This is a genomic window from Pseudomonas sp. NFACC42-2 (assembly GCF_900116055.1).
Taxonomy (GTDB): domain Bacteria; phylum Pseudomonadota; class Gammaproteobacteria; order Pseudomonadales; family Pseudomonadaceae; genus Aquipseudomonas; species Aquipseudomonas marginalis.
Window position 1 is genome coordinate 1 of the sequence record NZ_FOZO01000038.1, and the last position, 11,327, is coordinate 11,327.

13 protein-coding genes are annotated in these 11,327 nt (G+C 60.7%); 9 read left to right on the forward strand and 4 right to left on the reverse strand.

Annotated features, from left to right (window positions below; genetic code table 11):
* Positions 1-319 (forward strand): transposase (locus BM416_RS30100; RefSeq protein WP_139237794.1); only part of this gene is annotated, 319 nt, incomplete at its 5' end.
* A 32-nt stretch (positions 320-351) separates the two neighbouring features.
* Here the strand turns inward: BM416_RS30100 and BM416_RS30105 are convergent.
* Positions 352-2,421 carry an AsmA family protein gene (locus BM416_RS30105; RefSeq protein ID WP_092490383.1) on the reverse strand — a complete coding sequence of 690 codons (2,070 nt, stop codon included), beginning with the start codon at positions 2,419-2,421 and terminating at the stop codon, positions 352-354.
* A 358-nt stretch (positions 2,422-2,779) separates the two neighbouring features.
* Here BM416_RS30105 and BM416_RS30110 point away from each other — a divergent pair, with 358 nt between their 5' ends.
* Together BM416_RS30110 and BM416_RS30115 are read left to right on the forward strand one after the other, a co-directional pair.
* Positions 2,780-3,151: a hypothetical protein gene (locus BM416_RS30110; protein WP_092490384.1), complete on the forward strand. Its 372-nt coding sequence runs from the start codon at positions 2,780-2,782 to the stop codon at positions 3,149-3,151.
* 163 nt (positions 3,152-3,314) lie between these two features.
* The gene (locus tag BM416_RS30115; RefSeq protein ID WP_017526383.1) at positions 3,315-3,947 is read left to right on the forward strand and encodes a TetR family transcriptional regulator; all 633 of its coding nucleotides are present in this window, start codon (positions 3,315-3,317) and stop codon (positions 3,945-3,947) included.
* Positions 3,948-3,952: 5 nt separating this feature from the next.
* Here the strand turns inward: BM416_RS30115 and BM416_RS30120 are convergent, their stop codons facing one another.
* A complete protein-coding gene (locus BM416_RS30120) occupies positions 3,953-4,474 on the reverse strand; it encodes a C40 family peptidase (RefSeq protein ID WP_092490385.1) in 522 nt (173 codons plus the stop codon).
* A gap of 339 nt (positions 4,475-4,813) precedes the next feature.
* On the opposite strand from BM416_RS30120, the gene ureE reads away from it, so the two are divergent.
* The 5 genes from ureE to BM416_RS30145 all read left to right on the forward strand — a co-directional run bounded on the left by ureE (position 4,814) and on the right by BM416_RS30145 (position 8,456).
* Positions 4,814-5,314, forward strand: a complete 501-nt coding sequence (gene ureE / locus BM416_RS30125; RefSeq protein ID WP_065947138.1) for an urease accessory protein UreE — start codon at positions 4,814-4,816, stop codon at positions 5,312-5,314.
* Positions 5,311-5,985: an urease accessory protein UreF gene (locus BM416_RS30130; protein ID WP_092490386.1), complete on the forward strand. Its 675-nt coding sequence runs from the start codon at positions 5,311-5,313 to the stop codon at positions 5,983-5,985. Before ureE ends, BM416_RS30130 begins: the two co-directional genes overlap by 4 nt.
* Positions 5,986-6,006: 21 nt before the next feature.
* Entirely contained in the window at positions 6,007-6,621 is a 615-nt protein-coding gene (gene ureG, locus BM416_RS30135; protein WP_012721947.1) for an urease accessory protein UreG, read from the forward strand.
* A 22-nt stretch (positions 6,622-6,643) separates the two neighbouring features.
* On the forward strand, positions 6,644-7,216 hold the full coding sequence (locus tag BM416_RS30140) for a HupE/UreJ family protein (RefSeq protein ID WP_092490387.1): 573 nt from the start codon (positions 6,644-6,646) through the stop codon (positions 7,214-7,216).
* Between the two features lie 118 nt (positions 7,217-7,334).
* Complete coding sequence (locus BM416_RS30145; RefSeq protein ID WP_092490388.1) at positions 7,335-8,456, forward strand: AGE family epimerase/isomerase; 1,122 nt, start codon at positions 7,335-7,337, stop codon at positions 8,454-8,456.
* Between the two features lie 27 nt (positions 8,457-8,483).
* Here BM416_RS30145 and BM416_RS30150 read toward each other — a convergent pair whose 3' ends face one another.
* Positions 8,484-9,389, reverse strand: a complete 906-nt coding sequence (locus BM416_RS30150) for a cation diffusion facilitator family transporter (protein WP_065940892.1) — start codon at positions 9,387-9,389, stop codon at positions 8,484-8,486.
* A 150-nt stretch (positions 9,390-9,539) separates the two neighbouring features.
* Complete coding sequence (locus BM416_RS30155; RefSeq protein ID WP_027607705.1) at positions 9,540-10,304, reverse strand: SDR family oxidoreductase; 765 nt, start codon at positions 10,302-10,304, stop codon at positions 9,540-9,542.
* 778 nt (positions 10,305-11,082) lie between these two features.
* Between BM416_RS30155 and BM416_RS30165 the strand changes: the two genes are divergently transcribed.
* The coding region (locus BM416_RS30165) for a helix-turn-helix domain-containing protein (RefSeq protein ID WP_139237795.1) at positions 11,083-11,327 on the forward strand (245 nt) is incomplete at its 3' end.

An 11,327-nucleotide genomic window follows, 5' to 3' on the forward strand; every position in this document is an offset into this window, starting at 1 on the left:
GTTTAAGGATAGCAATGCCTTCATCGCTTTTTTGGGCATGGACTTGAGGGTCGATGACTCGGGAAAAAAGACGGGGAGTCGCAGTCTGACCAAGAAAGGGGATCCGGAAATACGGCGTCTGGCCCACAACTCGGCCATGGCTGCCTGTCGTTCAGCGACCTGGAAACCATTTTATGAAGGGTACCTGGCCAGAGGATTCAAGAAGACTCAGGCCTTGGTAATTCTTGCCCGAAAACTCGCACGGGTGGCGTTCGCCCTGATGAAAAACCAGAGCGAATACCAACCGAATCGGCCGTTGCAGGGTTGTCCTGCAACATAGAATCTCCCACATTGGGCTTTGTGTTCTATCTGCTAGCCTTTCACCGTCTTCGGCGCCTTGCCTTCCTTCATCTGCTGCAGCAACGGTGCACACTGGTTCGGCGCATCGGCGCTCGGTGCCACCAGTGCCAACAGACCCGCTGCCGGGCCGGCGATCACACCCAGTGCCACCATGCCCGCGCCACGCAGGGCCAGGGGAATGGCTTTTACACCCGCATTGGGCTTGATGAACGGGCCATTGACGTACAACGGCGAACGCAGGGAAAACAGGCGGAAGCCCTTGGACTCGGGGGTGATGGTCAGGTCGAGCTGTTCGGTGGCCATGTTGGCGGTGCCATCGATATAGATGATCGCGTTCTCGGTATCGAACACAAACAAGCGCGTGGTTGCCAGGCCGGTCTTGATCCCGAAGTCCGCCGCCGCGCAGTTGATCTTCACTTCCTTGTCGCCGAACAGGCGACCCACCACGTAGTTGCCCACGTTGAGTCCGGCAATTTCCATCAGGCCACGGCTGATGGCGCCGTCGTTGATCAGCATCTTCAGGTCACCGTTGGAAGTGCCCAGCAGCGCCGCGACGGAGTTGCCACGCCCGGAAATATCGGCATCGCCGTTGAGCTCACCGAAGCTGGTTTTCATCGGCTCGAAGGTCGGGAACAACTGCTTGAGCTTGAAGTTGCGCGCAGTCAGTTTGGCGCGGCCTTCCATCGGCGTGGTGCGGCCGTTCAAGCGAATCTGCGCATCCAGCTTGCCGCCGGCGACGCCGAATCGCAGCGGTTCCAGGCTCAGTTCGCCGTCGTTGAGCACCAGGTGGGTATACAGGTCGGTGAAGGGCAACTCGGCACTGTGCACGATGCGTTTGCCGGTGAATTCCACATCGGCATCCATGTCGCGCCAGCGCTCGGTGCGGAACTCTTCCACCGGCAGCACTTTGGTCGCCGGCTGTTTGCTCATCCCGCCACGCGCTTTTTGCTTGGCGTTGGAGTCGGCACCGATCAAGGGGGCGAGGTCGCTCATCAGCAATTGGTTGGACACCAACGCACCGCTGAGCTTGGGACGTGGCTGGCTGGCGACATAGGCGAGGTTGCCGTGAATATCGCTGTTGCCGATCTTGCCGTTGAAGTTTTCGTAACTGAATGACGCGCCGCTGGCCTCGTGCAACTTGGCGATCAAGTGGCCGTCAGTGGAGTAGGCCGGCGAATCCGGCAAGGTGACGCCGGTCAGCGGGTAGAGGTTACCCAGGCTGCTGCCGGACAGTTTCAGGCGCAGGTCCAGGGCGCCGAGGTTCAACGGGTCGGTCAAGGTGCCTGCCAATGCGATGCTGGTATCGGCAATCTTGACCTGGGCCTGCAGCGGAAACGGCCTGGCCGCGTCCTGCAAGGCCAGCAGGCCGCCGATCTTGCCGCTGCCGTCGAGCTTCTGGCCGTGGTACTGGCCCTTGACCTTGAGGGCGAACGCATAGTCCTGGGGCGCGGAGCCTTTTTCCAGGGCCTTCTTGGCATCGGCGTCGCCGACGATTTCGCCGAACGGGATCGGCTTGCCAAGGGGGTCGATGATCACGTCCAACTGGGTCTTGAGGGTCTGGTCGTCGAGGGTCACGTGGCCCTTGTCGAACCCAATGGCGCCGATGTCCACCACCCAGTTGGAAGGTTCGGCATCGGGGTCCTTGGGGTCGAACGTGAACGTCCAGTTGGCGCGGCCATCGGCCAGGCGCTGCAACTCGGCACTCGGTTCGGTGAGGTCGATACGCGGAATCACCACGCGCTGCGCCAGCAGGGCCAGTGGCGAAATGCGCAGCTCGACCTTTTTCAGCGTGACCATCTGCGGTTTTTTCGACCAGTCGGGGTTGCCCAGGGTCAGGTCCTCGGCAATCACATGGGGCCACGGCACCCAGGCGCGCCAGCCGCCTTCGTCGGGCTCACGTGCCCACACCACCGTCAGGTTGCCGTTGATGGCAAACGGGCGATGCAGTTCTTCGGAGACTTTGGCATTGAGGGGCGGTTTGATGCGGTTCCAGTCAAAGAACACCAGGACCAGTACCACCACAGCGATTAACACAACGAAGCTGGCGCAGCTCCACATGACGATTTTACGAGTGCGCGTCATTGCACAGGACTCCTGAATACGACCGGCTGAACCAACACCTGTAGGACAGCTTATAAAACTACGACTGGCAAACCGCTCGTGGGTTTAACCCAATCTCCGATTTACCCTTGAAAACCTGCTTTCCTGACCATTGCGACAGATTCGATCATCCACGGCGCACCATTGTTACCCATGTTCGTGTCGAAAATACCCACCTCGGTGCAAAACCGCGTGCTTGAGAGGCCCGTTCTAGAGCCTCTCTGACGAACAATCAATTCTGTTGATTATTACCATTGTGTTTATGAACTTTTATATCGACTTATCGAGAGTAGCATTAGCCCTGTACCCACTTTATCGCCCTCCCAAGGAGCAACCCATCATGAAACGCCAAGTACTCGCTACCGTCCTGTTATCCATCCTGGCTTCCAGCGCCTTTGCCCTGCCAGCCGCCGAACAGGTTACCCCACAAGTCAAAGCCGACGCCGTTCACTTCAACCAGACCCTGGCCCGCAGCGGTTCGCAAGAAGACGAGAACCGTGACTACGCCAAAGGTGCTGTCGCTGAAAACGGTTCAGAACACGCCAACAAGCGTGCCTACGCTGAAGGTGTTGCCGAAGGTGGCCGTGATCGCCTGGAACAGAAAGGTCTGGTTGAAGGTGGTGCGGAACAAGCCAACGAACGTGCCTACACCGAAGGTGTTGCCGAAGGTGGTGCTGATCGCCTGCAAGAACTGCATCAAGCTCAGAGCTGACCCCGTGGTGGCCCAGAAAAAAGCCCGATCTGCCGACCGGGCTTTTGACTTTTTGTAGCGCCTGTCACGCAACACTCCCCACCTATTCCCCGCCAAGTTCGACGTCAATGAAGCTGTTTTGCTAGAGTGCGTCGCTGTACTTGCCGACAAAGCCCGCCCGCCCATGCTGCCCCGTGCCGAACAGAAGCAACAGACCCGCCTCGCCCTGATGGACGCTGCCCGCCATCTGATGGAGTGTGGCCGTGGGTTTGGCAGCCTGAGCCTGCGTGAAGTGGCCAAGACCGCAGGCATTGTCCCCACCGGCTTCTATCGCCACTTTGCCGATATGGACCAGCTTGGACTTGTATTGGTGAGTGAGGTGGGCCAGACCTTTCGCGCCACCATTCGCCTGGTGCGTCACAACGAATTCGTGATGGGCGGCATTATCGATGCCTCAGTGCGGATTTTTCTCGATGTGGTCTCGGCCAACCGCTCGCAATTCCTGTTCCTGGCCCGCGAGCAATACGGCGGTTGCCTGGCGGTGCGCCAAGCCATCGGTGCCCTGCGTGAAGACATCACCCGCGACCTGGCGGCCGACCTGACCCTGATGCCCAAGTTGCAGCACCTGGACGCCGATGGCCTGCATGTAATGGCCGACCTGATCGTCAAGAGCGTGTTCGCCACCCTTCCCGACATCATTGACCCACCGGCGCAGGCCTTGCCTGCCCACCTCACGCCCCAGGCGAAAATCACCCAGCAACTGCGCTTTATCTTTATCGGCCTCAAGCATTGGCAAGGCCTGGGCAGTACGGAGTAAGCCGGCTAGCCCGCCGAGTGAAAGCGCTTGGCGGTACTGTAGTTCTTGTTCCAGTAGCGATTGCTCAGTGAGTCGATTCGCACCGTCTTGCCGGCGCGCGGCGAATGAATGAATTTGCCCTCGCCTATATAAAGGCCGACATGGCTGACCTGACTGCGCCCATTACCTTTGAAGAACACCGCATCCCCAGGTTTGAGCGCGTTACGCTTGATCGTCATGGCGTTTGAACGGTGCATCGCCGCCGTGGTGCGGGGTATACGGATATTGGCTTCGGTCCTGAACAGGTAGACCAGCAAGCTGCTGCAGTCGAAGCCCTGCTCCACGGTGTTCCCGCCCCATTTATACGAGGTGCCCAGCAACTGATGGGCGCGGTCGATCACATTGTCGATGGCTGGGCGCTTTTGCAGCGACTGCAGGGGCGTCGCGATCTCGAGAGGGGCTGCCCCGCGCGGCTTGATATTGGCCGAGGACGAGGGAGTGACCAGGTAAAGACTGAAAATGAATAAACACACAATTGATTTGAACATACTGGAACTCGCCGTGAATGTTTAGCACGGCGCAAATCCTAACGGTCTGGCGCGTAAGCAGATGAACGCCGAATCCTTACATCCAGTAGGACAAATCCGAAAATTCCATATACGAAAAAAACGGAAGGAACTTGATGTGATAAACACCACTCGCCAACAAAAAACGCCCCATTTAAGTGCCGAATAGCCGGCAGCGCACCAACCTTAAGCACTCGCAGTACTCAACCCGCCCTATTCAGTGGCATCTCCTCGCGCACCGACAGAGAATTCCTACATCAATACCTGATTGGCAAGGCCCTTGCTCTAGCACTTCCATCGCTCATAGCTGGAAGTTTCCTGATGCTGGTGATCCACCGCCGAATCGCCCCCCAAGCCCTCTGGGCCGCTGAGCTGCTACTGAATTTCGAAGCACGCAGCAAAAGCCGCCTGCGCTGTTTCAGTGCCGACGGCGAAGACGTCGGCCTGTTTCTGGAGCGCGGCCAGCCGCCGTTGCACGATGGCGAATTCCTGCAAGCCGAAGACGGACGTGTCGTACGCGTGTGCGCCCGCCCTGAACACCTGCTGCACGTCACCTGCAGCAACGCCTTTGAACTGACCCGCGCCGCCTACCACCTCGGCAACCGCCATGTGGCCTTGCAAGTGGGGGATGGCTGGTTGCGCCTGCTCGATGACTACGTGCTCAAGGCCATGCTTGAGCAACTGGGCGCCCACACCGAAACCATCGAGGCGCCGTTCCAACCGGAACACGGCGCCTATGGCGGCGGCCACCACCACTCCCGGCATGGCGATGAAGATTTCAACTACCCGCCCAAGCTGCATCAGTTCGGCGTACGTCTATGAACCCAGCCTGGGCGCTGTTGCGTCTGGCCAGTCCGCAATTGCCGATTGGCGGCTACAGCTATTCCCAAGGCCTGGAAATGGCCGTGGAGAACGGCCACGTCAACGATGCCGCCAGCGCTCGGCGCTGGATCAGCGACCAATTGCTGCTCAACCTCGCGCGCTTCGAAGCCCCGCTGTTGCTCGCCCATTGCCGCGCCGCCGCAGAGCAGGACTGGCCAGCGTTGGCGCAGCTGTGCGAAGCGCATCAAGCCAGCCGCGAAACCCGGGAGCTGTATCAGGAAAGTCGGCAGATGGGTTACTCCCTGCAGCAGTTGCTCAATGGCCTGCCGGAACTGGACAGCGACGCCCGCAGCTTCCTGGAGCAACGCCGCGAACCGCACTTGGCCCTCGGCTGGGCACTGGCCGCGCGCGCCTGGGCGATCAGCGCCGACGACGCCCTCGCCGCCTGGCTCTGGAGCTGGCTGGAAAACCAATTGGCCGTGCTGATGAAAACCCTGCCCCTGGGCCAGCAAGCCGCGCAACGCCTGACCAGCGAGCTGCTGCCCCTGCTGCAACAGGCCCAGCAGGACGCCGCCCGCATCGACCCCCACCATTTCGGCAGCGCCGCCTTCGGCCTGTCCCTGGCGAGCATGGCCCACGAGCGCCAGTACAGCCGCCTGTTCCGTTCCTAAGGTTTTTTTGGAGAATCAGACATGAACACACAACCCCTGCGTGTCGGTATCGGTGGCCCGGTCGGCTCCGGCAAGACCGCCCTGACCCTGGCCCTGTGCCTCGCGCTGCGCGATCGCTACAACCTGGCGGTGGTCACCAACGACATCTACACCCGCGAAGACGCCGACTTCCTGGTGCGCAACCAGGCCCTGGCGCCGGAGCGCATCATCGGCGTGGAAACCGGCGGCTGCCCGCACACGGCGATTCGCGAGGACGCCTCGATCAATCTGGAAGCGGTGGACCAACTCAATCGCCGCTTTCCCGGCCTGGACCTGATCCTGGTGGAGTCCGGCGGCGATAACCTGTCGGCCACCTTCAGCCCGGAGCTGTCGGACCTGACCATCTATGTGATCGATGTGTCCGCCGGCGACAAGCTGCCGCGCAAAGGCGGGCCTGGTATTTGCAAATCCGACCTGCTGGTGATCAACAAGATCGACCTGGCGCCGCTGGTGGGCGCGTCGCTGGAGCTGATGAACAGCGACACCCAGCGCATGCGCAACGGCAAACCCTTTGTGTTCAGCAACCAGAAAACCGGGGTAGGCCTGGAAGAAATCGTCGCCTTTATCGAACGCCAAGGCCTGCTGACCGCCGCCTGATCAACCCATAAGGAACCTGTTTATGAACCTCAATAAACTCCTCGCAGCCGCCGCCCTGCTGCTCGCGCCCGCCCTGGCCTTCGCTCACCCTGGCCACGGCGACAACGGCCTGGTGGCCGGTATCAGCCACCCGCTGGGCGGCCTCGACCACCTGCTGGCCATGCTTGCGGTCGGCCTGTGGGCCGCGCAACAAAAGGGTGCCGCGCGCTGGGCCCTGCCGTGCACCTTTGTCGGCACCATGCTGATGGGCGGCGTGCTGGGTTTTGAAGGGCTGCAATTGCCCGCGCTGGAAAGCGGGATCGCCGCCTCGGTGCTGGCCCTGGGCCTGGCCGTGGCACTGGCGGTGCGTCCGCCGTTGTTCATGGCCATGGGTGCGACGGCGTTGTTTGCGTTGTTCCATGGTGTGGCCCATGGCTTGGAGCTGCCGGACATGTCGAGCCCTTGGGCGTATGCCGCCGGGTTTGTCGGCGCAACCGCTGCACTGCACGCGGCCGGGTATGCGCTGGTGCGCTGGCTGCCGGCCGCAGCCGCACCGTTGGTACGGATTGCCGGAGCGGCTTCGGCGGCAACTGGGGTGTGGCTGCTCGCCAGCTAAACGTCGCAAGCTGCAAGTAAAAGCCAAACCGCTCTTACTTGCAGCTTGCAGCTCACAACTTAACGCTGCCCCTCTGCTACCATGCGCGCCTACACCCCTGCCGTGACGACGCCAGCCGATGCCCATCGCTCCAAGCTCCGCCCCCCAGCCTTCGTTGAATGCCGTGCTCACGCACTTCCACACCCTGATCGTGCCGCTCTGGCAGGGCCCGGGCTGGAATGCCGAATTGGCGCTGCCCTATGAGGCGCTGGACGCCGATCACCGCCCACTGCCGCCGCAACGCTACCGCGCCATGGCCTGCGCGCGACAGTTGTACCTGTTCGCCAGCCTGATCGGCGCGCCAGGGGCGGCCTTCGCAGAAGCGCGCGCGGCGGTGCTGTTCCGCTCCCTGCAACGGCACTTCCACGATGGGGAACACGGCGGCTGGTTCTACAGCATCGACCCCGCCGGCCAACCGCTGGACAAGCGCAAAGACCTCTACACCCACGCCTTCATCATCTTTGCCTGCGCCCATTACTGGGCCAAGGTGCGTGAGCCGCTGGTGGAATCGGTGCTGAACGCCGCCCTCGAAGTCGTCGCCCAGCGCTTCGCCACCGAAGACGGCCTGTACGAGGCGGTGCTGGAACGCAACTGGTCGTCCCTCCAGTCCGGCCCGCTGCAAAACCCGTTGATGCACCTGGCCGAAGGTTTCCTCGCCACCCTCGCGGTGCGCGAGGATGCCCCTGTGCAAGCGGCCCTGCTGGCCTTGGCGACGGCCATGCAGCAGCGTTTCATCGACCGCCGGCACGGCGTGATGATGGAAAAGCCGCTGGGCGCTGTGGATAACTGGTTTGAGCCGGGGCACCAGTTCGAGTGGTTCTTTTTGCTCGAATCGTCGCCCGTGCTGCGCGGCACCCCGCTGCATGCGTCACTGACGCGGGCGTTTGCCTACGCAGAGCAAAAGGGTGTGGACAGCGCGACCGGAGCGGTCAGCGGCATGTTGGCACTCGACGGCAGCGTGCGCGACGGCACCCAGCGTATCTGGGCCCAGGCCGAGTACCTGCGGGCACTGACCTTGCGCCCTGGCAGTGAGGCGGTGCTGCAGCGCCAACTGTTGGCGCTGCAACAGCATTTCCTGCATGAGAAAGGCTGGCATGAATGCCTGGATGCCAACGGCGCGGTGAGCCGACGGGATATGCCATCGACCACACCGTATCATTTGGCAACCTGCTACCAGGGGCTGATCCAGCATCTCGGGTGACCTGCTGGGCCTCGGTCTAACGACCCATCACGCAATCCACTTGCGATCCCCGGTAAAGCTGATCGTCAGCCAGCGCGCCGCATCCGGTTTGCCCAGCCCTGTGGATATCTCTTCACGCAGCCCATCGAGGGTGGCGACGTTATCCACCGGGTAATCCGCCGGCAGCACCACATGGATTTCGATAAACCGCGCCCGACCGTGCTTTTGCACGTAGGACACGTAGTCATCGAACCCATGCCTGGCCTGCGCCGCGTCCATCACCTCGCGCACTTTGTCATCCAGGTGATCCGGCGCGATCCCCAGCACCTCGCGCAACGCCGGGCGCAGGATCTTGAACGCCGGTGCCAGCATGCTCAGGGCCAGCAGGATCAGGATCAATGGGTCGACATACACCGCCCACTCGCCATAGCCCTGGGACTTGAGCAACAGCGCGGCGAGAAAGCTGACCAGCAGGCCCACCGAGAGCATCGCGTCCACCAGCCAACTGATGTTGTCGAACTGGATCAGCGAGGATTTCAGCCTGCGGTTGCGATAGCGCACATAGAAGAAATAGGCGAACTCGACCACGGTAAACACCGCCGCGTAGATGATCACCAGGCCCAACTCGATCTCGCGCCCGCCATTGATAATGCCGAACACACCGTTCAGGAACGCATAGATGGCGATCAGCAGCAGGAAGCTGCCTTCGATCAGCAGCACCATGGGTTCCAGGTGCCAATAACCGAACTGGAAGCGCTCGTTGCTTTTCTTGGCGATCAGCTTGGCCGTGATCAGCATCAACACCTTGATGGCGGTGGCGATCAGCGAGAAAAAGCCGTCGAACAGAATGGATTGGGCGCCAGATATCACACCCGTGACAATCCCGGCGATCGCTACCGCGAACATCAGGATCGTCGATTGTTTGAGCAGTGACTGCTCACCTCGGTTACTCACATTTCCTCCCGTCAAAACCTTTAACCCGCAGGGTGCGGTGGGGTTTTCAGGGGTGGAGTGTACCTTATGGCCTGTTTTGGCCGATTTGACGCCATCGGGGTGGTGCGACGATTCGCCAAGCCCCCGATGGCAGCGACGCGGTCTAGAGCCTTACTTGGCCCCCCGCTCAATCGCAAATCCAGCCCAGGTCTGGCTCACCGGCATCAGTTCCAGGCGGTTGATGTTGACGTGCGCCGGCGTGTTCAGCACCCAGAAGATGGTGTCGGCAATGTCCTGCGGCTGGATCGGCTCGGCACCGGCGTAGGTAGCGTCGTAGCGCGCCTGGTCACCGCCGAAGCGCACCAGGGAGAACTCGCTTTCGCACAGGCCCGGCTCGATGTTGGTCACACGCACGCCGGTGCCCTGCAGGTCACAGCGCAGGTTCAGGGAGAACTGCTTCACGAACGCCTTGGAACCGCCATACACATGGCTGCCCGGGTACGGGTAGCTGCCGGCGATGGAGCCCAGGTTGATGATCCCGGCGCCACGGCCATGGGCGATCAGGCGCGGCAGCAGCAGGCTGGTGGTGGTCAGCAGGCCTTTGATGTTGGTATCGACCATGGTTTCCCAGTCGTCGAGGTTGCACTTGGGCGCCGGGTCGGTGCCCACCGCCAGGCCGGCGTTGTTGATCAGCCCGCGCAGGGTGGCGAACGATGGCGGCAGGTTGGCGATCGCCTCTTCCATGCCTGTGCGATCCCGTACGTCCACCACCAGGCCGTGCACTTCGGTCTGCTTGGAAAGCTCTTCGACCAGCGCATTCAAACGCTCGGCACGACGACCGGTAAGCACCAGTTTCCAGCCGGCCTCGGCAAACCGACGGGCGCAGGCTTCGCCGAAACCTGAGGTGGCGCCAGTAATAAACAGCGTGTTGGACATGGTGTTCTCCTTGCGGGCATCGGGAAAAAAATCAGCCAGCAGAATGCCCTTACGCCGCGGTTGCGGCAACCGCCATGCACAGAACTTCATGCACGACTGGTCATTTTTTAATCATTCAGAGCAAAGCCTTATGAATCGCGGCTTACAGCCATATGCGCGCAGGTTATCCACAGCTGCGCCCACAGTCTCTGGGGGCAAGTGCAAAACGCTTCAGGCCGCTGTGTACAAGGCTTCCAGGCGATTTTAGAAAGTTTTTTGCTTGACCTTGACGAAGGCGTATGTAGGCCCAGGGGCAGCGGGACAAATCGAGCGATGGCTCCAGGCCAGTCATTCCGGCCTCTGCGGCCGTCTTTCCAGAGTTTAGTCACAGACTTATCCACAGGCCTGCAGGACATATTTCAGTCATATACCTGTGTCTTTAAACAGGTTGACAAACCCCTCGATCGGCCACGAAAAAGCCGCTGATCAAAAAACAACCACACCGCTGAAAGCCACGGTTTTAAAGGCGTTCAGCCAGCTACTCCCACGTTACCCACAGCCGGTTCCACAGTGGATGGGGACAAGTCAAAAGTGTGACAAAACAGGGATTTGCGGCGGCTATATGTCGCGCTTTGGAGGGGGGCTGGATTTGTTTTCCACAATTTGGGATCGGGCTTGCAGGCGACACAAAACAAATATGGGAGGGGGCTTGCCCCGGTACAAACCGGGGACATCGTTTACATTTCTAACCGGGGACATGGTTTACAGGCTAATACGCATGATCAGGAGGTAACTGATCATGCCCTGGAACCAAGAGTCCCCCATGAATCAAAGAATCAAGCTGGTAGCTGATTGGCTTTCTGGCAACTTCACCAAAAGCCAGTTGGCACGCCGCTTTGACGTTAGCCGACCTACCGTCGATAAGTGGATTGCCCGGCACGACGGCGACTTGAGGTCTTTATCCGAACTGTCCCGGCGACCTCACAACAGCCCAAATAAAACCGACGACGAGATTTTGGCCCGTGTAGTCGCGATGAAGGAGGC